Below are 23,215 nucleotides of genomic sequence, written 5' to 3'. Positions count from 1 at the left end.
TGGATCAGCTCGCCGGCGGCTGCGCTTGCAGCTGCTGCATCAGGCTGATGTTGTCTTCGATATGCCAATTGGCCGCGATGCGACCGTTATTGATCTGATAGATATCGGTTGCCCGGAAGTCTACACGCTGGCCCTGACCTTTGAGAGCCTTGAACGGGCCAGTGAAGTGACCGCGAAAGTGCAAATGCACCACCACCCGGTCGCCAGCAATGATCATTTGCTCGATCTCGCAACTCAGGTCCGGCACCGCCATGCGAAAAAACTTCGACGCCAGCAGCGGCCCGGTCGGCCCCTGGACCCGGCCTTCGGGCGGGGTCATGTCGATGAACTGCTCCGACAAGGCCGCCTTGGCCAACGCCTCTTCCCCGCTGTTCCAGAAACTGCCGTAACGCCGGGCTGCCAATTCCATCGCATCGCGCTGCGCCTTGGGCAAGCTCTGATCGACGATCACGGTCTGCGGCTGGAGCAAGGTGGATTCGGCGAATGCGAAAGGGCTGGCCAGTAACGCAGCCGATAGAACGAGACGGGAGAAGGTGAAGTGAGTCATGGGGCGATCCTGATCATGTAAACGAACGAGCGCCTATCATCAGCATCGGGGAATAAACGATAAACCGGTTAAGAACGGATTAACTTTTAAGGGATTTTTACGAATCGGGACCACGGCGCGGCCTATCGCGGGCAAGCCCGGCTCCCACAGGATTGATGTCGTACACAACGTTTGTGATCGACATCAATCCTGTGGGAGCCGGGCTTGCCCGCGATGAAGGCGACTCGGTGTGTCCGAGTCGCCACATCATTTATTCCAACGCCGAAGCCGGCCCAAAGAACTCGTAACGGCTCTGCTTCTCCGGCACACCCAGCGCCTTGAGGTGACGCTTGATCGCCGCCATGAACCCTTTCGGCCCCAGGAAGTAAGCATCCAGATCACGCTGCTCCGGCAGCCACTCGCCCAATTGCTCGCGGCTCAACAACCCGACCTTGTGCGCCGCCGGGCTCACGCCGTCATCTTCGGCGTAGCAATAGAAGCGTTTGAGTTGCGGGTGACGCTCGGCCAAGCCATCGATCCAGTCGCGGAAGGCGTGAACGCTGCCGTTGCGCGCGCAGTGGATAAAGTGCACCGGCCGCTCGGTCGCCAGCGCCGCTTCCAGCATCGCCAGTGTTGGGGTGATGCCGACACCGCCGCTGATCAGCACCAGCGGTTTGTCGCTGGCGGTCAGGGTGAACTCGCCCGATGGCGGGAACAGTTGAATGCTCGAACCGACATGCAGTTGATCGTGCAAGTGGTTAGAGGCGCGGCCACCGGTTTCACGCTTGACGCTGATGCGGTACTGGCCCTTGTTGGCCAATGCCGACAGCGAATAGTTACGACGGATCTCTTCGCCATCGAGGATCAATTTCATGCCGATGTACTGGCCCGGTTCAGCCGCCAGAATCGCGCCTTTGTCGGCAGGTTCGAAGTAGAACGAGGTGATTTCCGCGCTTTCCTCGACCTTCGCCGCCACGATGAATTCCCGCGCCCCGCGCCAGCCGCCGGGTGCCTGTTCCTTTTGATCGTAGATGCTGGTTTCGGCGCCGATCAGGATGTCGGCCAATTGACCGTAGGCCGCGCCCCAGGCGCTCATCACTTCAGGGGTGGCGATTTCGTCGCCCAGCACTTCGGAGATCGCACGCAGCAGGCAAGCGCCGACAATCGGGTAGTGCTCCGGCAGAATTTGCAGGGCCACGTGCTTGTTGATGATCTTGGCGACGAGGTCGCCCAACTGATCGAGTTGGTCGATGTGACGCGCGTACATCAAAACGCCGTTGGCCAGTGCGCGCGGCTGATCACCGCTGGCCTGGTGGGCCTGGTTAAACAGCGGGCGGACTTCCGGGTATTCGGAGAGCATCATGCGGTAGAAGTGAGTGATCAGCGCTTCGCCACCGCTTTCCAGCAGCGGCACGGTGGATTTGACGATGGCACGGTCTTGGACGCTAAGCATAAGGTGACTCCTGGGGCTACTTGGATTGCTAACTGATTGACCTATGCTTATCAGTTTCCATGCCAAATATTTAAACGTTTAAAATCAATAACTTAAAAACACAGTAGTCATATCGACACAGGCTGACTTATAGTCATACCGACTACACGGAGTCACTATGACTGCAAAATCCTTGCTCACCGCCCTGCTACCACTGGTCTCCGACCTGTCCCGCGAACTGCCCGAGGGCGAGCGCTATCGACGCCTGCTCGAAGCCATGCGCGCCCTGCTCCCCTGCGATGCCGCCGCCCTGCTGCGCCTTGATGGCGAATGGCTGGTGCCGCTGGCCGTCGACGGCTTGAGCACCGACACCCTTGGCCGTCGCTTCAAAGTCAGCGAGCACCCGCGCTTCGAAGCGTTGCTCAGCAGCCAAGGCCCGACGCGATTCGCCGCCGACAGCAACTTGCCTGACCCTTACGACGGCCTGGTTGACGGCCTCGACGATCATCTGGAAGTCCACGACTGCATGGGCTGCCCGTTGTTTATCGATGAGCGTCCGTGGGGCTTGCTGACCCTCGACGCCCTCGACCCGGAACAATTCGAACCCATCGAACTGGACGCCCTGCAAGCCTTCGCCAGCCTCGCGGCCGCCACCGTCAACGCCGCCGAGCGCATCGAGCGCCTGGCCAATCGCGCCGAAGATGAACATCAGCGCGCCGAGGTGTACCGCCAGGCCAGCGGCCAGCAGAACCGCGAAATGATCGGCCAGAGCAAGGCGCATAAACGCCTGGTGGAAGAGATCAGCCTGGTGGGCGGCAGCGACCTGACCGTGCTGATCACCGGCGAAACCGGGGTCGGCAAGGAACTGGTGGCGCAGGCGATTCATGCGGCCTCGCCTCGGGCGGACAAACCGATCATCAGCCTTAACTGCGCCGCCCTGCCGGACACCCTGGTGGAAAGCGAATTGTTCGGCCATGTGCGCGGCGCCTTCACCGGCGCCACCAGCGATCGGCGCGGCAAATTCGAACTGGCCAATGGCGGTACGCTGTTTCTCGATGAAGTCGGCGAACTGTCCCTGACCGTGCAGGCCAAGTTGTTGCGGGTGCTGCAAAGCGGTCAGTTGCAGCGCCTGGGGTCGGATAAAGAACATCAGGTGGACGTGCGCTTGATCGCGGCGACCAACCGCGACCTGGCCGAAGAAGTGCGCAGTGGCCGCTACCGCGCCGACTTCTATCACCGTTTGAGTGTTTATCCGTTGCTGGTGCCGGCGCTGCGCGATCGCGGGCGGGATGTGTTGCTGCTCAGCGGTTTTTTCCTGGAACAGAACCGCTCGCGGATGGGCCTCAACAGCCTGCGCCTGAACAGCGATGCGCAAGCAGCATTGCTGACGTATGGTTGGCCGGGGAATGTACGGGAGCTGGAGCATTTGATTGGTCGCAGCGCGTTGAAGGCGTTGGGTAACTGCAAGGAGCGGCCGAAGATTCTCAGCTTGAGTGCGGCGGATCTGGATTTGCCCAACGGCAGCATCGAGCTCCCGGCCGAGCAACCGGTTGCCAGCCCCGCCGCTCTGGTTGCGGGAGATCTGCGCGAGGCCACCGAAAATTATCAGCGACAATTGATCAGCGCTTGCCTGGAACGGCATCACGACAACTGGGCAAGCGCGGCGCGCGAACTAGGCCTGGACCGGGCGAATCTCGGGCGGATGGCCAAGCGGTTGGGCATGAAATAACCCCCCACTGTGGCGAGGGAGCTTGCTCCCGCTCGGCTGCGAAGCAGCCGCAAAACCTGAAAATGTAGATAGTCTGATAACACACATCATCTGATCGGGAGCGCTTCGCACTCCAGCGGGAGCAAGCTCCCTCGCCACAGGGGTTCGCCGTTGGGCCGGGAATGGGTATTTAGCCTAAAGCCTGCCCCTAACAAGTCGATAACCCGGCATCAATAGCTTTTGGCGACTTTTTATTCGCCCATCACCTTTTTCCACAGAAGGTTTTTATGTCCACCACCAAAGCCCGCGCAGACTCACTTTCGCTTCTGCTGTTTACCTTGCGCAGCGGCAAGCTGATGGCAATCAACCTGCTGAAAGTCAGCGAAATCATCCCCTGCCCGCCGCTGACCAAGCTGCCGGAGTCACACCCCCACGTCAAAGGCATCGCCACCCTGCGCGGCACCTCGTTGTCGGTGATCGACCTCAGCCGGGCCATCGGCGAGCGGCCGCTGGAAGACCCGAACGGTGGCTGCCTGATCGTCACCGACGTCAGTCGCTCCAAACAGGGCCTGCACGTTCAGGCCGTGAGCAAAATCGTCCACTGCCTGACCACCGACATCCGCCCGCCGCCCTTCGGCTCCGGCGGCGTGCGCTCGTACATCACCGGCGTGACCTCGGTCGACGGCACCCTGGTGCAAGTGCTGGACATCGAAAAGGTCATCCACGGCATCGCCCCGGCGCAGATCGAAACAGCACCGACCGAACTGAGCATGGAAGACGCCGAAGTGCTGGGCAACGCGCGGATTCTGGTGGTCGATGACAGTCAGGTGGCGCTGCAGCAATCGGTTCACACCTTGCGCAACCTCGGCCTGCAATGCCACACCGCCCGCAGCGCCAAGGAAGCCATCGACTGCCTGCTGGACCTGCAAGGCACGGCGCAGCAGATCAATCTGATCGTCTCGGACATCGAAATGTCAGAGATGGACGGCTACGCCTTCACCCGCACCCTGCGCGAGACCCCGGACTTCTCGCACCTTTATGTGCTGCTGCACACGTCGCTGGACAGCGCGATGAACAGCGAGAAAGCGCGCCTGGCCGGGGCCAACGCGGTGCTGACCAAGTTCTCCTCGCCAGAACTGACCCGGTGCCTGATCGAAGCGGCCAAGGCCGTCGCCGAACAAGGTCACTGAGTCATGGCCGAAGGCTTTTGCTTGCTGATGCGGCGCAACCTGGCTGAGGCTGTGCCCACGATCAGTTGGCCGGTCGGCATTGAATTGACCCAATACTGTCCCGAAATCGCCCAAGCGGTCCATCGCGTGATGGAGCTGGGTCATCTCGAAGGCGGCGGCCGTGTGCCGGAACTGGCGATCTGGCAGCGGCGTTTTGAAACCGATCCTGAATACGACCCAACGCTCTGCTTCATCGCTCAAGATGCCGAAGGGATCGTCGGCGTGGCGCAGTGCTGGACCAGCGCCTATATCAAAAAGCTGATGGTGCACCCACGGGCACAGCGACGCGGGATTGGCCGCGCATTACTGCTTCACGCGTTCAAGGTATTTCAGAATCGCCGGGAAGGCTTTGTGGATTTGAAGGTGTTGGAAGATAACCTTCGAGCGCAGCGGCTGTATGAAAGTGCCGGGATGTATGTGGTCCGCCGGGAGCCGGTTCCGGTCTGATACACCGCCATCGCGAGCAGGCTCGCTCCCACAATGGGTCTTCGTCGAACACAAAATCTGTGCCCTGTGCAGAACCAATGTGGGAGCCAGCCTGCTGGCGATGAGGCCGACACATTCAACCCAACACCATCAGGCATACTCCCCCCTCGGCCAACTCACCGCCCAAGGATGCCTGCCCCATGAAAACCGCAACCCTGACCTTCCTCTGCCTCACCGCCCTCGCCACCCAGGCCCACGCCTCCAGCCCCGACGCCTGGGCCGCCTACGACAAAGCCGTGCTCGCCAGCTGCACCAAAGCCAGCGGTCTGAAAGACGCCAAACCCGTCGGCAACGCCGCTCAGTTCGACGACCGGGTCGGCTACACCGCACTCCTGCTGCAAGGCCAATACCCGCAAAAACACATGAAAGGCCAGCAAGGCACCGAGCTGTGCCTCTACAACAAAAAGAGCAAAACCGCCTACGTGACCGAGTGGGACTCCATCCGCCCCACCGCCAAAGCCCAGTGAGTGGCGCATAACTTGCTTCGAAACGTGCTTTCGCGGTGTCTTTCTGGCGCCGTTTCATGCCCTCGGAAGCGACCGGCCGCTCAATGAATACGACATTTTCCTGCGTAGGTTGCGGCAAATGCTGCAACGACCACCACGTGCCCCTGACCCTGGCCGAAGCCCGCATGTGGGCGGCCGACGGCGGTCAGGTGATCGTGTTGGTGGAAGGTTTCCTCGGCAACGGCCTGGGCCTGCCCGTGCAGCAACGCGAACACGCCGAACGTCGTTCAGTAGTGGTCCGAAGCGGCACGTCCGAGGCTTACGTGGCGATCACTTTTGCCGCCTACAACGTCGGTCCCTGCCGGAATCTTGACGAAGACAACCTCTGCCGCATCTACGAACGCCGCCCGCTGGTGTGCCGCATCTACCCGATGGAAATCAATCCGCACATTGCGCTGAACACCGCAGTGAAAGAATGCCCGCCCGAGTCGTGGGAACAGGGGCCGGACCTGATCATCGGTGGTGAGCTGGTGGATCAGGAACTGGCAGGATTGATCCAGCGCTCCCGTCAGGCGGATCGCGATGACATTCAGACCAAAGATGTGATTTGCGGGTTGCTGGGGATTCGGACTACAGCGCTGAAGGGGGATGGGTTTACGGCTTATCTGCCGGATATGAATGCGTTTGCCGCTGTCATTGATCAGCTGGCCGGGCAGCCACTGGCGGGCTCAGGCAGTGATTGGCAGTTTCATGTGTCGGGCGACGATATCGCCGGGCAAGTGCAGGCAGCCGGGGCGCACGTGGCGACTAAAGTGCCGGTGAACTACGCGTTTATTTCGTTGCGGGCGGCTTGATCCGGAAGGTGTATTGCCTTTGATGGCTTCATCGCGGGCAAGCCCGCTCCCACAGGTGATCTCCACAGGCACCGATTTTGTGTACGACAAAGATCCACTGTGGGAGCGGGCTCGCCCGCGATGAGGCCATCACAGGCACCGCAAAAGCTAAAACTCAGCGCTTACCCATCGACCGACGAGTCCCTGGAGGCGCAGCCCCCGGCGTCTTTGTATGGCCATTCTTCGCGCCATTCTTGTACCAAGGCTGGCTGGCATTCTTCGCAGCGGCCAGATCACCCGGTTTGAACGGGAACTTGAACGCCGGGATCGCGGCTTTGGTTTCGCTGTCTGCGCTGGAGTCGACGCTGTCTGGCAGGTCTGCCGGGTCGTCGCTCAAAGCGTCGGCAACCGGCGGTTGTGTTGGGGAAGTCATGAAAGCTCCGGGTGATGCAAAAAGTCGGGCCCGGTCAGCGAGCCGCGAAAGGCGGGAGTATACCTGTGTCCAGAGCCGCAAGCTTCACACCGCAAGCGAGTCCGTCGGGTTTTGTGTTGACTGATCTACCGCCATCGCGGACAAGCTCGCTCCCACAGGTACAGCGCTGTCCTTGTGGGAGCGGGCTTGCCCGCGATGAACGATAACGCGGTGGACCTGACCAATCGCTACCTACGCCGGAACCTCAACCCTGTCCAGCACCCGATTCACCGCCAACTCCGCCAGCATGATGACCTGCTGAATCGCCAACACCGTATGCCGCTGCGGCCCCTCCAGACTCGTCGCAAAATCACTGCTCATCACACTCGCCGACGCCAACGACTCACAGGCATGGGCCAACAGACTTTCAGAATCAACATCAGGATCGACCACAAACATTGTGCTCGGGCGGCGCGGTTTTGCGCTGTAGCACTCGGGCGGATCGAGGTAGTAATCGAGCGCGCGCTTCATGGCTTCGTGGTCTTTGATAAGCGATTCGGCCTGGGTGGCTTCGTCGCGGGGAGTGGTGGTGTCGATGGGTGGATCGGGGATTAACTTATCCATACAAATTTCCTTTTGATGTTGGAGCCATCAATTTCCGATCTCACTCGGAGCAGAGGTGGCAGCTATGTGCGGTGTGAGATTACCGGCAAAAGGAACCCGGCCAGACCGAAGTCTGCCCGCACACAGCCGCCATAAAAAACTTGCAGGCAGCGGATAAGCTGGCGGCAATTATGGGGGGCCTTGCGCTGGTTTCCAATTGTTCAGCCGGAATCTCACTCCCGGTCGCTGAGTTTTCAGCGACCAAAGGTTAGAGAACACGCTTCCTACCCGGCAACCTGAAAAATGCGTGGGAAAACGCCGTGTTTTTTACACATCATTCAACACAAAAATGGAACGCGGAGCGTCCCGGGCGGCATTCCCACGCGGAGCGTAGGGAACGATCAATCGGGGCAGTAGAAAGAAATTGGTCGGCTGTCAGGCCGCCATCGCGAGCAGGCTCACTCCTACAATGGACGGTGTACGCCCGAGGCTTCTCACCACTCATTAGGCCGAGCGTTAGCTCGCCTGCTCTTGATCTTGATCTGCCCGCCCCTTCGGGAGGCTGAGTGGAGGCGTTCATCTGGGGGGTGGGCGCGTAGCGCCGTGCGGCGAAGCCGCACACATCGAGAGGAGGTCGAAGCGAAGCCGACCGGAGGCGATGCCCCCAGATGAATGCCGGAGCGAAGGAACGCCGAGCCCAGGCGAGGGGCCGGACGCCGGGGCGAGACCTTTTGGTTCCTTTTGGGGCGTTTGCCAAAAGGGACTCGCTGTAAGAGCGAAACCATAAGCGGCCGTTACCGCAGAAATGGATATGTACGCCCTCAACAAGAGCTTGGTCGGCTACCAGGCCGCCAAGCCCAAACTGACAGCGCCGTCAGTTAGCAGTCACCTTCCTGACCAGCGAACAGGTTTATAAAGGAGGTATAAACCTGACCCGACTCCCGACCACCTAGCCCGGCGCCCCACTCGCATGCGAATTCAGAAAAAAACCGCCTTCATCGCAGGTCTGTTGATCGCCTTGGCAGCGCTGGGCACCTGGTACCTCACCAAACCCGCCACCGCCAAACTAGCCGCGCCCACAGCGATCCCGGTCCGGGTCGTCAGCGTCACCGAAAAAGACGTCCCCCGCTACGTCAGCGGCATCGGCTCGGTCCTGTCCCTGCACAGCGTAGTGGTCCGCCCACAAATCGACGGCATCCTCACCAAAATCCTGGTCAAGGAAGGCCAATTGGTGAACAAAGGCGACCTGCTCGCCACCATCGACGACCGCTCGATCCGCGCCAGCCTCGACCAGGCCCGGGCCCAATTGGGCGAAAGCCAGGCCCAACTGCAAGTCGCCCAGGTCAACCTCAAACGCTACAAACTGCTCAGCGTCGACGACGGCGTGTCCAAACAGACCTACGACCAACAACAAGCCCTAGTCAACCAACTCAAAGCCACCGCCCAAGGCAATCAAGCGTCAATCGACGCCGCTCAGGTGCAGCTTTCCTACACACAGATTCGCTCCCCGGTCACCGGCCGCGTCGGCATTCGTACAGTCGACGAAGGCAACTTCCTGCGCATGACCGACACCCAGGGCCTGTTCACCGTGACCCAGATCGACCCGATCGCCGTGGAGTTCTCCCTGCCGCAACAAATGCTGCCCACCCTGCAAGGCCTGATCGGCGACCCCGAGCGCGCACAAGTGAAGGCCTATATCGGCGCCGACACCGACGGTGAAACTGGCAACCTGCTGGGCGAAGGGCACCTGACCCTGATCGACAACCAGATCAACGCCAACACCGGGACCATCCGCGCCAAGGCCGAATTCAACAACCCCGGGCAGAAACTCTGGCCGGGCCTGCTGGTGACGGTAAAAATTCAGACAGCCTTGGAGAAAGATGCGCTGGTGGTCCCGCCCACTGTCGTACAGCGCGGCCTCGATCAACATTTCGTGTACCGGGTCAACGGCGACAAGGTCGAAACCGTCACCGTACAAATGGTCTACCAAGGCAGCGGCCAGGACATCATCAAAGGCGTGAAACCGGGTGACGTGCTGGTCAGCGACGGCCAGTCGCGGCTCAAACCCGGCTCGACCGTGCAGGTCATGACCGAGCCGCCGCAAGTGGTGCAATCGGAGTCGAAGCCATGAAGGGCCACGGTTCTGTCTCGGCCTGGTGCATCGATCATCCGGTGGCGACCATCCTGCTGACCTTTGCCCTGGTGTTGCTCGGCGTCATCGCCTTCCCGCGCCTGCCGATCGCGCCGCTGCCGGAAGCCGAATTCCCGACCATTCAGGTCGCCGCACAACTGCCCGGCGCCAGCCCCGAAACCATGGCGTCATCGGTGGCCACGCCGCTTGAAGTGCAATTCAGCGCCATCCCCGGCGTCACCCAGATGACCTCGAGCAGCGCCCTCGGCTCGACCAACCTGACCCTGCAATTCACCCTCGATAAAAGCATCGACACTGCCGCCCAGGAAGTGCAGGCCGCAATCAACACCGCCGCCGGCAAACTGCCGAAAGACATGCCGACCCTGCCGACGTGGCGCAAGGTCAACCCGGCTGACAGCCCGGTACTGATCCTCAGCGTCAACTCGACACAAATGCCCGGCACTGAACTCAGCGACCTGGTGGAAACCCTGCTCTCCCGCCAGATCAGTCAGATCGACGGTGTAGGCCAAATCAACATCACCGGTCAGCAACGTCCGGCGATCCGCGTTCAGGCGTCTGCCGACAAACTCGCGGCCATCGGCCTGACCCTGGCGGACATTCGCCTGGCGATTCAGAACACCAGCCTCAACCTCGCCAAAGGTGCGTTGTATGGCGAGTCGAGCATCTCGACGCTGTCGACCAACGACCAGTTGTTCCATCCCGAGGAATACAGCCAACTCATCGTTTCCTACAAGGACGGAGCCCCGGTTCACCTCAAGGATGTCGCCAAAGTCGTCAACGGTTCGGAAGACGCCTACGTGCAAGCCTGGGCCGGTGACAAGCCGGGGGTGAACCTGGTGATTTCCCGGCAACCGGGCGCCAACATCGTCGAGACCGTGGATCGCATCCAGGCTGCCCTGCCCGGCCTCGAAGCCATGCTGCCGGCCTCGGTGCAGGTCAAGGTGCTGGTCGACCGCACCCAGACCATCCGCGCCTCGCTGCATGAAGTGGAAATCACCCTGCTGATCGCAATTATGCTGGTGGTGGCGGTGATGGCGCTGTTCCTGCGCCAATGGTCGGCGACTCTGATTGTGTCCGCCGTGCTGGGCGTGTCGCTGGTCGCCAGTTTCGCCCTGATGTACATCATGGGTTTCAGCCTGAACAACCTGACGCTGGTCGCGATCGTGGTGGCCGTGGGATTTGTGGTCGACGATGCGATTGTGGTGGTGGAAAACATTCACCGCCACCTGGAGGCCGGCGACGGCATGCGCGAGGCGGCGATCAAGGGCGCCGGTGAGATTGGATTTACCGTGGTCTCGATCAGCTTTTCGCTGGTGGCGGCGTTTATTCCGTTGCTGTTCATGGGCGGCGTGGTCGGGCGGCTGTTCAAGGAATTCGCCCTGACCGCCACATCGACCATCATGATTTCGGTGGTGGTGTCGCTGACGTTGGCGCCGACCCTGGCCGCGCTGTTCATGCGCGCCCCGGTGCATCACGCCCACAGCAAAGCCACGTTCGGCGAACGCTTGCTGGCAGGCTATGAAAAACTGCTGCGCCGCGCCCTCGCCCATCAGAAATTGATGATCGGTGTGTTCTGCCTGTCGCTGGGCCTGGCGATTGCCGGTTACATCTTTATCCCCAAAGGGTTCTTCCCGGTACAGGACACCGGTTTTGTCCTCGGCACCACCGAAGCCGCCGCCGATATTTCCTACGGCGACATGGTGAAAAAACACCTGGCGATGGCCGAAATCGTCGCCGCAGACCCAGCAGTTGCGGCGTTTTCCCACTCGGTCGGCGTCTCGGGCAGTAACCAGACCATCGCCAACGGCCGCTTCTGGATTTCCCTGAAAAAGCGCAGTGACCGCGACGTCTCGGCCAGCCAGTTCATCGACCGCATTCGTCCGCAACTGATGAAAGTCCCAGGCATCGTGCTCTATCTGCGCGCCGGCCAGGACATCAACCTCAGCTCTGGCCCGAGCCGCGCCCAGTATCAATACGTGCTCAAGAGCAACGACGGCGCGACCCTCAGCACCTGGACCCAGCGCCTGACGGAAAAACTGCGCGCCAACCCGGCGTTCCGCGACATTTCCAACGACCTGCAACTGGGTGGCAGCATCACCCACATCAGCATCGACCGCAGCGCCGCCGCGCGTTTCGGCCTGACTGCCAGCGATGTCGATGAAGCGCTGTACGACGCGTTCGGGCAGCGGCAGATCAATGAGTTCCAAACCCAGATCAACCAGTACAACGTGATCCTGGAACTGGACACCAAGCAGCGCGGCAAGGCCGAAAGCCTCAACTATTTCTACCTGCGCTCACCGCTGAGCGGGGAAATGGTGCCGCTGTCGGCCCTGGCGAAATTCGATGCGCCGACGGTTGGCCCGTTGTCTATTGCCCACGACGGCATGTTCCCGGCCGCCAACTTGTCGTTCAACCTGGCGCCCGGCGTAGCGTTGGGTGATGCGGTGATCATGCTCAACCAGGCCAAGGCCGACATCGGCATGCCGGCCGCCATGAGCGGCAACTTCCAGGGCGCGGCGCAAGCGTTCCAGAGTTCGCTGGCCAGCCAGCCGTGGCTGATCCTGGCGGCGCTGGTGGCGGTGTACATCATTCTCGGCGTGCTCTACGAGAGCTTCGTGCATCCGCTGACCATCATCTCGACCTTGCCATCGGCGGGGCTTGGCGCGGTGATCATGCTGTGGATTTGCGGCCAGGACTTTTCGATCATGGCGCTGATCGGGCTGGTGTTGCTGATCGGGATCGTGAAGAAAAACGGCATCCTGATGATCGACTTCGCCCTCGATGCCCAGCGCAATCGTGGCTTGCCGCCGGAAGAGGCGATTTACCAGGCCTGTATCACGCGGTTCCGGCCGATCATCATGACCACCCTCGCCGCCCTGCTCGGCGCCCTGCCGTTGATGCTCGGCTACGGCACCGGCGCCGAACTGCGCCAGCCATTGGGCATCGCGGTGGTCGGCGGCTTGCTGGTGAGCCAGGCGCTGACGCTGTTCACCACTCCGGTCATATACTTGTGGCTTGAGCGGCTATTCCATAAGCCCAAACCCGCACCGATGCCGGCGCTGGCAACCACAGACTGAGGCGGGGTCATGCGCGTTCTGATTATCGAAGACGAAGAAAAAACCGCGGACTATCTGCACCGCGGCCTGACGGAACAGGGTTACACCGTGGACCTGGCGCGGGACGGCGTCGAAGGCCTGCACCTGGCGCTGGAAAGCGACTACGCGGTGATCGTCCTCGACGTCATGCTGCCGGGCCTCGACGGCTTCGGCGTCTTGCGCGCGCTGCGTGCGCGCAAGCAAACCCCGGTGATCATGCTCACCGCCCGCGAGCGGGTCGAAGACCGCATCAAAGGCCTGCGCGACGGTGCCGACGATTACCTTGGCAAACCGTTTTCCTTCCTCGAACTGGTGGCGCGCCTGCAAGCGCTGACTCGGCGCAGCGGCGGTCATGAACCGGTGCAAGTGAGCATCGCCGACCTGTGGATCGATTTGATCAGCCGCAAGGCCACCCGCGCCGGTACGCGCCTGGACCTGACCGCCAAGGAGTTCTCGCTGCTCAGCGTTCTGGCCCGTCGGCAGGGTGAAATCCTCTCGAAAACGGCGATTGCCGAGATGGTCTGGGACATCAATTTCGACAGCGACGCCAACGTCGTCGAAGTCGCGATCAAGCGCCTGCGGGCCAAGCTCGACGGGCCGTTCGACGAGAAACTGCTGCACACGATCCGGGGCATGGGTTATGTGCTGGAGAGCCGCGGTGTCCAGTAATTCGATTGCCCTGCGCCTGAGCGGAATGTTCACGCTGGTGGCGTTGCTGGTGTTTCTGTTGATCGGCTGGGCCTTGTACCAGCAGGTCGACAAAGGCCTGGGTTTGCTGCCTGAGGCGGAGCTGGACGCGCGTTACAGCGTGCTCGAATCCACCGTCGGGCGTTACGGTACGCCGGAGCATTGGGTGAAGATCAACAACAAGCTCAAGTTGCTCGGCGAAGAAGACAAGCGCATCAGTTTCTGGATTATCAGCGGCGACCCTCACTACGAATACGGCAACCTGACGCCGCAGATCCGCGCCTTTGCCGAAGGGCCGCTGGGGATGCGCGACATGACGTTGCCAGACCAGCCTTATCCGCTGAAAGTGCTGGTGAGCCAGTTCCCGGCCAAGGATCAGCGTCCGCCGCTGCGCTTCATGATCGGCATCGACACCGAGACGTTTTTACAGACCCAGCATCATTTGCTGATCGCGCTGATCAGCCTGGCAATTATTGGCGTGTTGCTGGCCTCCGCGCTGGGGTATTGGGTGGCGCGGATTGGCCTCAAACCTTTGATCAAGTTGTCGCAGGAAGCCCAGCGCCTGGCGCCGCCGTTGCGATCCGGGCGCTTGCGCTTATCGTCGTTGCCGCCGGAGCTCAATCAGTTCGTCAATTCGTTCAACTCCACGCTGGAGCGGGTCGAGCAGGCCTATTCGCGTCTTGAGTCGTTCAACGCCGACGTCGCCCACGAACTGCGCTCGCCGCTGACCAACCTGATCGGCCAGACCCAGGTCGCGCTGACCCGTGGACGTTCGGCGGAACACTACTTCGAAGTGCTGCAATCGAACCTTGAAGAGCTGGAACGGCTGCGTTCGATCATCAATGACATGCTGTTTCTTGCCAGCGCGGATCAGGGCAGCAAGGCGACCAAACTGACCTCCACCTCGCTGGCCGATGAAGTGGCGACGACGCTGGAGTACCTGGATTTCATTCTTGAGGATGCGCAGGTTCAGGTGCAGGTCAGTGGTGATGCGCAGGTACGGATCGAGATTGCTCATCTGCGCCGGGCGTTGATCAATTTGCTGAGTAACGCGGTGCAACACACCGAACCCGGCCAGGTGATTCAAGTGCGCATCGAGGTTGAGGAGCATCAGGTCAGCATCGGCGTGGCCAACCCGGGATCGCCGATTGCCAGCGAGCATTTGCCACGGTTGTTCGAACGCTTTTACCGCGTCGACGCATCACGCAGCAACAGCGGCAACAACCACGGGTTAGGGCTGGCGATCGTCAAGGCGATTGCGCTGATGCATGGCGGGGATGTGTTTGTGCGCAGTGACCACGGCATGAATACGTTTGGAATCCATTTACCGGTCTGACTTTGCCCGGCTCGGAATCCCCCCTCACCCTAACCCTCTCCCCAAGGGTAGAGGGGACTGACCGCGGCGCGCTTCGAGCTACATCGACCTGAAATATCGAGTCGAACTCAGGTTTGAACAGCATGGAGATCGGCTCCCTTTCCCCCTCTCCCCCATGGGGAGAGGGCTGGGGTGAGGGGTGTTTCTTTGCACCAACGAAAAACTCGACTCTTACCTCCTACGCAACAGTCCTTTCATGAATCCGCTCTTTTTCCCCTGTCCAATCCCCCTTACCTTTGCCCGCACCAAACAGCACTTGCCAAGCAAGAAGGTTTTAAAGATGTCCAACACTATGGGTATTGCCAGCGCTTTCGTTTTGTCCTCTTTGTTCCTGTCACCATTCGCCATGGCTGAAGAGTCGCAGACGTTCGTCGCGCAAAATGCCGCGCGCGCCGCGGCGTATGAAGAGCATCAGAGCGAAATGACCGCCAAGGCCCAGGACGCTGCACAAACCCCTCAAGCGTCAACCTCTACGACCCAGCAACGGGTTGAGAAAGACAGCTGATCCCGCGTCACCGCTCCTTTTCCCTCGACACTTTTCATCGGCTCTTCCCTTTGAAAAGTTGTCTTCAAAGCCGCTGCTATCAGCGGCTTTTTTTCGTTGTGGTTTAAACGCCATCCGGTTCGTCTTCACTAACAAGAAACATTTTGCACTTCAAGCATATGAAGTGTTCAGTTGACCCAAGGAGCTTTACTGCAAGTGCGTTTCCCTCTCCGCTTCACCCCGCTGTTCATTGCAATCGCTGCAACGATGACCCCCGCCGCACACGCCGCCGACGAATCCAGTCAGGAAGGTTTTGCTGAAGGTTCGAGCCTCAACCTCAATGCCCGAAACTACTACATGAACCGTAACCGCCTGCAGCAGGCGGACGACAACATCGAATGGGGCCAGGGTTTCCTCGGCATCTTTGAATCGGGTTTTACCCAGGGCACCGTCGGATTCGGCGTTGATGCCCACGCCATGCTCGGGCTCAAGCTCGACGGCGGTGGCGGCACGGATGGTTCTAGCATCCTGCCAATCAGCGATGGCAACGGCAAATCGCCGGGATCGTTCTCGACGGCGGGGGGCACGCTGAAAATGCGTGCTTTTGATACCGAGTTGAAGGCCGGCGACCTGTTCCTCACCAACCCGGTGATTGCCGGCGGCGAAACCCGCATGCTGCCGCAGACCTTTCGTGGCGTCAGCCTGACCAACCACAGCTTCGACGGTTTCCTGATCGAAGGTGGCCAGGCGAGTTTCACCAAGCCGTACAACCAGAGCGGCCACACCCGCATCGGCACTTCCTACGGCAGCCTGGCAGCCGGTGACGACAGTCAGCACCTGAACTGGGCCGGCATAGCGTGGAGCGGTCTGCCGGGGTTGACCAGCAGCCTGTACGCGTCCGAACTCAAGGACATCTGGAACCAGTACTACTACGACCTGGATTACACCTACGCGCTGAACGACCTGGTCAGCCTCAACCCGGGCCTGCACTTCTATCACACGCAAGACACCGGCGATGCGCTGCTGGGTAACATCGACAACAACGCCTACAGCCTGCATTTCACCGTCGGCGTGGGTCATCACAGCGTTACCGCGGCGTATCAGCGGGTCAACGGCAACACGCCGTTCGACTACATCAGCCAGGGCGACAGCGTCTTCCTCGACAACTCCCAGCAGTATTCGGACTTCAACGGTCCGAACGAGCGCTCGTGGAAACTCAAGTACGCCTACGACTTTGCCGGTATCGGGCTGCCCGGCCTGACCTCGGCGCTGTCGTACTCTCGAGGAGAACTGGACCTGACCAAAGTCGATCCAGAGAGCCGCGGCTACGCCTCGTGGTACAGCGCCGACGGCAAAAACGCCAGGCACTGGGAACGAGACATCGATCTCAAGTACGTGGTCCAGAGCGGCAAGGCCAAGGATCTGGCGGTGCGCCTGCAATGGGCCACCAACCGTGGCGGCAATGGCTATGGCGCGCTGGATCAAGACACCGATGAATACCGGGTGATCGTCGACTACCCGTTCAATGTCTTCTAAGCTTGAATAAACAAAAGGCCAGCACGTTTTACTGGCCTTTTGTTTATCAGGGACTTATACAGGCGCCCTGAACGCAAATGGCTCCCGGGGTTCTGCCCGATGCTTGCAGCACTACTTTCATAACGCTTATCAGCAGAAGCCAGAACCATGAGTGTGAGCCGTACACAACCTCACGATCCGATCCGTTCGACCCGGTCGGACCAGCTTCTGGTTCTCGGCAGTTTGCTGCTGGTGATCGCTATCCTGAGCATCGTCGCATTCCTGTTGGTGCGTGAGCGTGCCAATGCAGAATTGTCTGCCACACGCTCAGCGTCCAACATCGTGCAATTGATCGACGCCGACGTACTGCGCAATGTCGAACTCTATGACCTGTCCTTGCTCGGCCTGATCGCGGCCTCGCAGCGAGAAGACCTCAAGCAAGTCTCCGCCGCCATCCGCCATCTGGCCTTGTTCGACCGCGCCACCGCTGCGCCGTACAAGGGCGACATTCTGTTGCTCGACAACAAGGGCGACGTGATCGCCGACTCAGCGTCGGTGGAGCCCAGAAAGGGCAATTTTGCCGATCGAGAGTATTTTCAGTCCCACGTCAACAATCGCGACCCGGGCATGTTCATCAGCCGTCCCTTCCGCTCAAGGCAGGCTGAACACGAATGGCGAATCAGCTTCAGTCGCCGGGTCAGCGGCTCGCAGGGCGAATTCCTCGGCGTGGCCGAAGCTGCCATGCGCTTGAGTTACTTCGATCAGTTGTTCAACAGCTTGAGTATCGGCAAGGACAGCTCGGTCAACCTGATCAGCTCGGACGGCATCCTGTTGGCCCAGGAACCGCGACTGGCCGAAGAGCTGATTGGCAAGGACTTCAGCAGCCGACCCAACTTCCAGCGCATCGTCAAAGAAGGCAACGGCAGCTTCACCAGTGTTTCAAGCCGCTACCAGGACAAACGCCTGTACACGTTCTCCAAGGTGGGCAACTTGCCGTTGATCGTCATCGTTGCCCTCTCCAGCGACGAAGTGTTTGCGTCGTGGAAACGCACGGCGGTGGTGGTCAGCTCTGCAACCGGTGCCTTGTGCGTGAGCCTGCTGTGGCTGACGTGGTTGCTCCGCCGGGAGTTGCGTCGGCGCCACAACGCCGAACACGAACTGGCGCAATTGGCCGCCACCGATGCGTTGACGGGGCTGGCCAACCGCCGAACGCTGGATCAGGCCCTGCGCCATGAATGGTTTCGCGCACAACGTTCCGGCATGCCTTTGTCGCTGCTGATGATTGACGCCGACCATTTCAAAGCGTTCAACGACCTTCATGGCCATCAGGCTGGCGACGAAGCGCTGCGCTCGTTGGCCAACGTCATCAGCGCCCACATCCGACGACCGGCGGACCTGGCAGCCCGTTACGGCGGCGAAGAGTTTTCAGTGATCCTGGCGGAAACCGATAGCGCGGGTGCGCGGCAGATTGCCGAACACATCCGCAAGGCGGTTGAGCAGTTGCCGATGATTCAGGGCGCCGAGTTGCCGATGACTGTCAGTATCGGGATCAGCACCTGGACGACTTCGAACGATATCAGCTTGGAGAGTTTGCTGTTTGCAGCGGACAAGGCGTTGTATCAGGCGAAGGAAAAGGGGCGGAATCGGGTGGTCGCCACGCAGTAAAATCCAGGGTGTTTGTTCTGGCCCCATCGCAGGCAAGCCCGCGATGGGGCCGGAACAAACACCACCTCTTTCCCGCAGGCATAAAAAAAGGCCACCCGAAGGCAGCCTTTAAAAACTAGAGAGGTTTTTTACTTACACCGCCGCAACGGGACGCATGTAAGAGATCGGTGCAGTGCTGGCGTCTTCGAAAGTCACGACTTCCCAAGCATCTGTCTGCTCAATCAACTTGCGCAGCAGCTGGTTGTTCAATGCATGTCCGGACTTGAAGCCCTTGAACTCACCAATCAGGCTATTGCCCAGCAGGTAGAGGTCACCAATTGCATCGAGGATCTTGTGCTTCACGAATTCGTCTTCATAGCGAAGGCCGTCTTCGTTCAGTACACCATCCGCGTCGACCACAATAGCGTTTTCAACGCTGCCGCCGAGTGCGAGGTTGTGCTTGCGCAGGTACTCGATGTCACTCATGAAACCAAAGGTGCGGGCGCGGCTGACTTCTTTTACGAACGAAGTGCTGGAAAAATCCACGCTTGCACTTTGTGTGCGGTTACGGAAAACCGGGTGATCGAAATCGATCTCGAAACTCACCTTGAAACCTTCGAAAGGGACGAAAGTGGCGCGCTTGTCGCCGTCTTCCACTGTCACTTCCCGCAGGATCCGGATGAATTTCTTCGGTGCGTCCTGTTCTTCCAGGCCGGCCGATTGAATCAGGAATACGAAAGGTCCAGCGCTACCATCCATGATCGGGACTTCGGACGCGGAGAGCTCGACGTAGGCGTTATCGATGCCCAGGCCAGCCATGGCCGAGAGCAAGTGCTCCACCGTATCCACTTTGGTGTCACCACTGACCAATGTGGTCGACATCGTGGTTTCACCAACGTTTTCCGCGCGGGCAGGAATCTGCACCACAGGGTCGAGGTCGGCACGAACAAACACAATGCCGGTGTCGATAGGTGCAGGCTTGAGGGTCAGGTAAACCTTCTCCCCGGAGTGCAGGCCTACACCTGTAGCACGGATAATATTTTTCAGTGTGCGTTGTTTAATCATGGCTTGGGCCGCTTCAGCGCAAATTGCGAACTGGTATCAACAAAGGCTGGCGATAATAGCAGACCAGACCTTTGCTGAACACCAATCACCTTCATAGCCCTGATACATTCCATCAATCAGCCTGACGACGCAGGAAAGCCGGGATGTCCAGGTAATCCAGATCATCTTGCGGATTCATCTTCGCGGCAGTCGCAGCACCGGCCTGAGCCTGGTTGCGCATGACGGTCGGACGGTCCAGGTCACGGTAGTTTACCGCCGGTTGTTCCTGACGAGCGGGCGCCGATTGTTGCGGCTGGGAGGCCATGGAGGTGTGAACGGTGTTGTCGATGACCTTCACAGGCTTCTCGATTTTCGCGCCCAGACCGGTGGCAACCACAGTCACGTGCAGTTCGTCGCGCATGTCCGGATCGATAACGGTACCGACCTTGACCATCGCGTGCTCGGAAGCGAAGGCTTCGATGATGCTACCCACGTCGGAGTACTCACCCAGGGACAGGTCAGGACCGGCGGTGATGTTCACCAGGATGCCACGTGCACCTTGCAGGTTCACGTCTTCGAGCAACGGGTTGCGAATGGCCGCTTCGGTGGCCTCACGTGCACGGTTCGGACCGCTGGCGCAGCCAGTGCCCATCATCGCCATGCCCATTTCGCTCATCACGGTCCGTACGTCGGCAAAGTCGACGTTGATCATGCCCGGACGCTTGATGATGTCGGAGATACCGCGAACGGCACCGGCCAGTACATCGTCGGCCTTGGCGAAAGCCGACAAGAGGCTTGCGTCTTTACCGAGGATGGTCAGCAGCTTCTCGTTGGGAATGGTGATCAACGAGTCGACGCTTTCAGACAGCAGACGGATACCTTCGTCGGCGATCTGCATACGCTTGCGGCCTTCGAACGGGAACGGACGAGTCACCACCGCAACGGTGAGAATCCCCATTTCCTTGGCCACTTCAGCAATGATCGGCGCAGCACCGGTACCGGTACCACCGCCCATGCCGGTGGTGATGAACACCATATTGGTGCCCTGCAGGACTTCGGCAATGCGCTCACGGTCTTCGAGAGCGGCCTGACGACCTACTTCAGGGTTGGCGCCGGCGCCCAGGCCTTTGGTCACGCCGGTGCCCAGTTGCAGGATGGTCCGCGCGCCGATGGATTTCAGCGCCTGGGCATCAGTGTTGGCGCAGATGAATTCAACGCCTTCAATGTTGCTCTTGACCATGTGGTTGACGGCGTTGCCGCCGCCTCCGCCAACACCGATAACTTTGATTACCGGGCTTGCGGGGATGTTGTCTACGAGTTCGAACATTTTCCCTCTCCTTTCATTTCTCTAGTTTTTTCGCCTACTGCCTGTATCTACAACGGTGCTGCGGTAAATCTTTAGAAGTTGCCTTGTACCCAGCTCTTGATGCGATCGAGCAAGGCGGCTTTCGGTTCTTCATTGCTGTAGCTGTCACGGCTGCTGATGCCCGAGAACGAAATCCCGTCGGACTGCTTCTGCAGGCCGTACATCAACAGGCCCACGCCGGTGGAATAAATCGGGTTGCGCACCACGTCGTCCAGGCCCTTGACGCCATGGGGCACGCCCAGGCGGACCGGCATGTGGAAGATCTCTTCGGCCAGTTCGACCGCGCCTTCCATTTTCGAGGTACCGCCGGTCAGCACGATGCCGGCCGGGATCAGGTCTTCGTAGCCACTGCGGCGCAGTTCGGCCTGGATCAGCGTGAACAGCTCGTCGTAACGCGGCTCGACCACTTCGGCAAGGGCCTGGCGGGACAGCTCGCGCGGTGGACGGTCGCCAACGCTTGGCACCTTGATGGTTTCACCGGCACCGGCCAGCTTGGCCAGGGCGCAGGCGTAGCGAATCTTGATTTCTTCGGCGTACTGGGTCGGGGTGCGCAACGCCATGGCGATGTCGTTGGTCACCTGGTCGCCCGCAATCGGGATCACCGCGGTGTGACGGATCGCGCCTTCGGTGAAGATCGCGATGTCGGTGGTGCCGCCGCCGATGTCCACCAGGCATACGCCCAGCTCTTTCTCGTCGTCGGTCAGGACCGAATAGGCCGACGCCAGTTGCTCGAGAATGATGTCGTCGATTTCCAGACCGCAGCGACGCACGCATTTTTCAATGTTCTGTGCAGCGTTGACGGCGCAGGTCACCACGTGGACCTTGGCTTCCAGACGCACGCCCGACATGCCCAGCGGCTCACGAACGCCTTCCTGGTTATCGATCACGTAATCCTGCGGCAAGGTGTGCAGCACGCGCTGGTCAGCCGGGATCGCCACGGCCTGGGCGGCGTCGAGGACGCGCTCAAGGTCGGCGGCGCTGACTTCGCGATCACGAATCGCCACGATGCCGTGGGAGTTCAGGCTGCGGATGTGATTGCCGGCCACGCCGACGAACGCCGAGTGGATCCGGCAACCGGCCATCAGCTGCGCTTCTTCGATCGCGCGCTGGATCGATTGCACGGTGGACTCGATGTTCACCACCACGCCTTTCTTCAGGCCACGGGACGGATGAGTGCCGATCCCGACGATTTCGAGCGTGCCGTCGTCCGAGACCTCGCCGACCAGCGCCACCACCTTGGAGGTGCCGATATCGAGACCGACGATCATTTTGCCGCTTTGCACGTTTGCCATGGGTCCTGCCTCTTCTTAATTCTTCGCGACAGCGGGTTGGGCTGTCGTGGGCGCTACAGGTTCCCGCCAGCCAACAGCGAGGCCGTTGGCGTAGCGCAGATCGATGCGCGCAATGTTCGTAATCTGTTCTTTAAGCGTCTTGTCGTAGATGGCAATGAAGCGGCGCATCTTTTCCACCAGCTTGCCGCGTCCCAGCAGCAGTTCGATCCCCGGGCCCGCGCTGCCGGCGCCGGTGGTCAGGAACCAGCTGCCTCGTTCACGCAACTCCAGGCGTGCAATCGAGAAGCCCAATGGCCTGAGCATCTGGCTCAGCACCTGGTATTGCTGCATCACTTGCTGTTGCGCCCGTTGTGGGCCGAACAGCTGTGGCAAGTGTTCGTAATTGGCCAGCTCACGCGGGGTGAATGCCTGGCCCTGGTTGTTCAACAGCGATTCATCGCCCCAACGGGCCACCGGCAGTTGTTCTTCCAGGCGGATCACGACTTGATCCGGCCACACCCGACGCACTTCGGCGTGGGCAATCCATGGCATCGTTTCAAGCTCGGTGCGCATGCTCGCAAGATCGATGGTGAAGAAGCTCGACGCCACATAAGGGGCAATTCGCTGCTGCACCGCTTGCTGGCTGATGTAACTCAAGTCGCCCTGCACTGCGATTTTGGTGATCGGCCGGTCGGCGTAGGGCAGCAAACGCTGCGCGCCTTCGTAAGTGCCGAACCCCAGCGCCACCAACAGCACCGGCCAGAACAGGCTTTTCAGAAAACCAAAATTGGCTTTCGGCAGGCGCGCAGACATCGGCTCTTTGGCCACCATTCGGCTGGCACCCCGCGGCACCGGCTTGCGGCCGGGTGCTGGAGGGGGCTGATGTCTCAGCTGTGCGCCTTGCATG

General features: G+C 60.3%; 20 protein-coding genes. 12 read left to right on the top strand and 8 right to left on the bottom strand.

Annotated features, from left to right (window positions below; translation table 11 throughout):
• Window positions 1-4: 4 nt before the first annotated feature.
• Window positions 5-547: an ester cyclase gene (locus K0F88_RS05330; RefSeq protein WP_094470756.1), complete on the bottom strand. Its 543-nt coding sequence runs from the start codon at window positions 545-547 to the stop codon at window positions 5-7.
• 250 nt (window positions 548-797) lie between these two features.
• Complete coding sequence (hmpA, locus tag K0F88_RS05325; protein WP_219094450.1) at window positions 798-1,979, bottom strand: NO-inducible flavohemoprotein; 1,182 nt, start codon at window positions 1,977-1,979, stop codon at window positions 798-800.
• A 157-nt stretch (window positions 1,980-2,136) separates the two neighbouring features.
• Here hmpA and norR point away from each other — a divergent pair, with 157 nt between their 5' ends.
• The 5 genes from norR (at window position 2,137) to K0F88_RS05300 (ending at window position 6,681) form a co-directional block, all read left to right on the top strand.
• Window positions 2,137-3,687 carry a nitric oxide reductase transcriptional regulator NorR gene (gene norR, locus K0F88_RS05320; RefSeq protein ID WP_219094448.1) on the top strand — a complete coding sequence of 517 codons (1,551 nt, stop codon included), beginning with the start codon at window positions 2,137-2,139 and terminating at the stop codon, window positions 3,685-3,687.
• Window positions 3,688-3,953: 266 nt separating this feature from the next.
• Window positions 3,954-4,856: a chemotaxis protein CheV gene (locus K0F88_RS05315; RefSeq protein WP_219094447.1), complete on the top strand. Its 903-nt coding sequence runs from the start codon at window positions 3,954-3,956 to the stop codon at window positions 4,854-4,856.
• A gap of 3 nt (window positions 4,857-4,859) precedes the next feature.
• Window positions 4,860-5,342 (top strand): N-acetyltransferase, encoded by a 483-nt coding sequence (locus K0F88_RS05310; protein WP_255142447.1) that lies wholly within the window; start codon window positions 4,860-4,862, stop codon window positions 5,340-5,342.
• Window positions 5,343-5,521: 179 nt separating this feature from the next.
• Window positions 5,522-5,848 carry a hypothetical protein gene (locus tag K0F88_RS05305; protein WP_094470752.1) on the top strand — a complete coding sequence of 109 codons (327 nt, stop codon included), beginning with the start codon at window positions 5,522-5,524 and terminating at the stop codon, window positions 5,846-5,848.
• Window positions 5,849-5,931: 83 nt separating this feature from the next.
• Window positions 5,932-6,681 carry a YkgJ family cysteine cluster protein gene (locus tag K0F88_RS05300; protein WP_219094445.1) on the top strand — a complete coding sequence of 250 codons (750 nt, stop codon included), beginning with the start codon at window positions 5,932-5,934 and terminating at the stop codon, window positions 6,679-6,681.
• A gap of 154 nt (window positions 6,682-6,835) precedes the next feature.
• Here K0F88_RS05300 and K0F88_RS05295 read toward each other — a convergent pair whose 3' ends face one another.
• On the bottom strand, window positions 6,836-7,093 hold the full coding sequence (locus tag K0F88_RS05295) for a hypothetical protein (RefSeq protein WP_083375782.1): 258 nt from the start codon (window positions 7,091-7,093) through the stop codon (window positions 6,836-6,838).
• Between the two features lie 231 nt (window positions 7,094-7,324).
• On the bottom strand, window positions 7,325-7,696 hold the full coding sequence (locus K0F88_RS05290) for a DUF6124 family protein (RefSeq protein ID WP_094470751.1): 372 nt from the start codon (window positions 7,694-7,696) through the stop codon (window positions 7,325-7,327).
• A 949-nt stretch (window positions 7,697-8,645) separates the two neighbouring features.
• Between K0F88_RS05290 and K0F88_RS05285 the strand changes: the two genes are divergently transcribed.
• The 7 genes from K0F88_RS05285 to K0F88_RS05255 all read left to right on the top strand — a co-directional run bounded on the left by K0F88_RS05285 (window position 8,646) and on the right by K0F88_RS05255 (window position 18,648).
• Entirely contained in the window at window positions 8,646-9,806 is a 1,161-nt protein-coding gene (locus tag K0F88_RS05285; RefSeq protein ID WP_219094443.1) for an efflux RND transporter periplasmic adaptor subunit, read from the top strand.
• Complete coding sequence (locus K0F88_RS05280; protein ID WP_219094441.1) at window positions 9,803-12,904, top strand: multidrug efflux RND transporter permease subunit; 3,102 nt, start codon at window positions 9,803-9,805, stop codon at window positions 12,902-12,904. Before K0F88_RS05285 ends, K0F88_RS05280 begins: the two co-directional genes overlap by 4 nt.
• 9 nt (window positions 12,905-12,913) lie before the next feature.
• Window positions 12,914-13,591, top strand: coding sequence for a heavy metal response regulator transcription factor (locus tag K0F88_RS05275; protein WP_007916978.1), 678 nt, complete (start codon window positions 12,914-12,916; stop codon window positions 13,589-13,591).
• Window positions 13,581-14,945: a heavy metal sensor histidine kinase gene (locus tag K0F88_RS05270; RefSeq protein WP_219094439.1), complete on the top strand. Its 1,365-nt coding sequence runs from the start codon at window positions 13,581-13,583 to the stop codon at window positions 14,943-14,945. Before K0F88_RS05275 ends, K0F88_RS05270 begins: the two co-directional genes overlap by 11 nt.
• A 319-nt stretch (window positions 14,946-15,264) precedes the next feature.
• Window positions 15,265-15,489 (top strand): hypothetical protein, encoded by a 225-nt coding sequence (locus tag K0F88_RS05265; RefSeq protein ID WP_094470750.1) that lies wholly within the window; start codon window positions 15,265-15,267, stop codon window positions 15,487-15,489.
• Window positions 15,490-15,684: 195 nt separating this feature from the next.
• On the top strand, window positions 15,685-17,004 hold the full coding sequence (locus K0F88_RS05260; RefSeq protein ID WP_219094437.1) for an OprD family porin: 1,320 nt from the start codon (window positions 15,685-15,687) through the stop codon (window positions 17,002-17,004).
• 147 nt (window positions 17,005-17,151) lie between these two features.
• The gene (locus K0F88_RS05255) at window positions 17,152-18,648 is read left to right on the top strand and encodes a sensor domain-containing diguanylate cyclase (RefSeq protein WP_094470744.1); all 1,497 of its coding nucleotides are present in this window, start codon (window positions 17,152-17,154) and stop codon (window positions 18,646-18,648) included.
• A 132-nt stretch (window positions 18,649-18,780) separates the two neighbouring features.
• Here K0F88_RS05255 and lpxC read toward each other — a convergent pair whose 3' ends face one another.
• The 4 genes from lpxC to K0F88_RS05235 all read right to left on the bottom strand — a co-directional run bounded on the left by lpxC (window position 18,781) and on the right by K0F88_RS05235 (window position 23,214).
• On the bottom strand, window positions 18,781-19,692 hold the full coding sequence (lpxC, locus tag K0F88_RS05250; RefSeq protein ID WP_008147525.1) for a UDP-3-O-acyl-N-acetylglucosamine deacetylase: 912 nt from the start codon (window positions 19,690-19,692) through the stop codon (window positions 18,781-18,783).
• A 112-nt stretch (window positions 19,693-19,804) separates the two neighbouring features.
• Window positions 19,805-20,998 (bottom strand): cell division protein FtsZ, encoded by a 1,194-nt coding sequence (ftsZ, locus tag K0F88_RS05245; protein WP_007943486.1) that lies wholly within the window; start codon window positions 20,996-20,998, stop codon window positions 19,805-19,807.
• Window positions 20,999-21,069: 71 nt separating this feature from the next.
• Complete coding sequence (gene ftsA / locus K0F88_RS05240; protein ID WP_046048247.1) at window positions 21,070-22,329, bottom strand: cell division protein FtsA; 1,260 nt, start codon at window positions 22,327-22,329, stop codon at window positions 21,070-21,072.
• Between the two features lie 15 nt (window positions 22,330-22,344).
• Window positions 22,345-23,214, bottom strand: coding sequence for a cell division protein FtsQ/DivIB (locus tag K0F88_RS05235; RefSeq protein WP_219094435.1), 870 nt, complete (start codon window positions 23,212-23,214; stop codon window positions 22,345-22,347).
• Window position 23,215: the final 1 nt, after the last annotated feature.

The sequence above is a fragment of the Pseudomonas sp. UMAB-40 genome (assembly GCF_900095275.1).
Lineage (GTDB): Bacteria > Pseudomonadota > Gammaproteobacteria > Pseudomonadales > Pseudomonadaceae > Aquipseudomonas > Aquipseudomonas mandelii_B.
This window is presented reverse-complemented; position numbering and strand designations above follow the sequence as displayed.

Excerpts from the sequence above, each read along its gene's own strand:
- K0F88_RS05330 (WP_094470756.1), bottom strand. The coding sequence starts at position 547 with ATGACTCACTTCACCTTCTCCCGTCTCGTTCTATCGGCTGCGTTACTG.
- hmpA (WP_219094450.1), bottom strand. The coding sequence starts at position 1,979 with ATGCTTAGCGTCCAAGACCGTGCCATCGTCAAATCCACCGTGCCGCTG.
- norR (WP_219094448.1), top strand. The coding sequence starts at position 2,137 with ATGACTGCAAAATCCTTGCTCACCGCCCTGCTACCACTGGTCTCCGAC.
- K0F88_RS05315 (WP_219094447.1), top strand. The coding sequence starts at position 3,954 with ATGTCCACCACCAAAGCCCGCGCAGACTCACTTTCGCTTCTGCTGTTT.
- K0F88_RS05310 (WP_255142447.1), top strand. The coding sequence starts at position 4,860 with ATGGCCGAAGGCTTTTGCTTGCTGATGCGGCGCAACCTGGCTGAGGCT.
- K0F88_RS05305 (WP_094470752.1), top strand. The coding sequence starts at position 5,522 with ATGAAAACCGCAACCCTGACCTTCCTCTGCCTCACCGCCCTCGCCACC.
- K0F88_RS05300 (WP_219094445.1), top strand. The coding sequence starts at position 5,932 with ATGAATACGACATTTTCCTGCGTAGGTTGCGGCAAATGCTGCAACGAC.
- K0F88_RS05295 (WP_083375782.1), bottom strand. The coding sequence starts at position 7,093 with ATGACTTCCCCAACACAACCGCCGGTTGCCGACGCTTTGAGCGACGAC.
- K0F88_RS05290 (WP_094470751.1), bottom strand. The coding sequence starts at position 7,696 with ATGGATAAGTTAATCCCCGATCCACCCATCGACACCACCACTCCCCGC.
- K0F88_RS05285 (WP_219094443.1), top strand. The coding sequence starts at position 8,646 with ATGCGAATTCAGAAAAAAACCGCCTTCATCGCAGGTCTGTTGATCGCC.
- K0F88_RS05280 (WP_219094441.1), top strand. The coding sequence starts at position 9,803 with ATGAAGGGCCACGGTTCTGTCTCGGCCTGGTGCATCGATCATCCGGTG.
- K0F88_RS05275 (WP_007916978.1), top strand. The coding sequence starts at position 12,914 with ATGCGCGTTCTGATTATCGAAGACGAAGAAAAAACCGCGGACTATCTG.
- K0F88_RS05265 (WP_094470750.1), top strand. The coding sequence starts at position 15,265 with ATGTCCAACACTATGGGTATTGCCAGCGCTTTCGTTTTGTCCTCTTTG.
- K0F88_RS05255 (WP_094470744.1), top strand. The coding sequence starts at position 17,152 with ATGAGTGTGAGCCGTACACAACCTCACGATCCGATCCGTTCGACCCGG.
- lpxC (WP_008147525.1), bottom strand. The coding sequence starts at position 19,692 with ATGATTAAACAACGCACACTGAAAAATATTATCCGTGCTACAGGTGTA.
- ftsZ (WP_007943486.1), bottom strand. The coding sequence starts at position 20,998 with ATGTTCGAACTCGTAGACAACATCCCCGCAAGCCCGGTAATCAAAGTT.
- ftsA (WP_046048247.1), bottom strand. The coding sequence starts at position 22,329 with ATGGCAAACGTGCAAAGCGGCAAAATGATCGTCGGTCTCGATATCGGC.
- K0F88_RS05235 (WP_219094435.1), bottom strand. The coding sequence starts at position 23,214 with ATGCAAGGCGCACAGCTGAGACATCAGCCCCCTCCAGCACCCGGCCGC.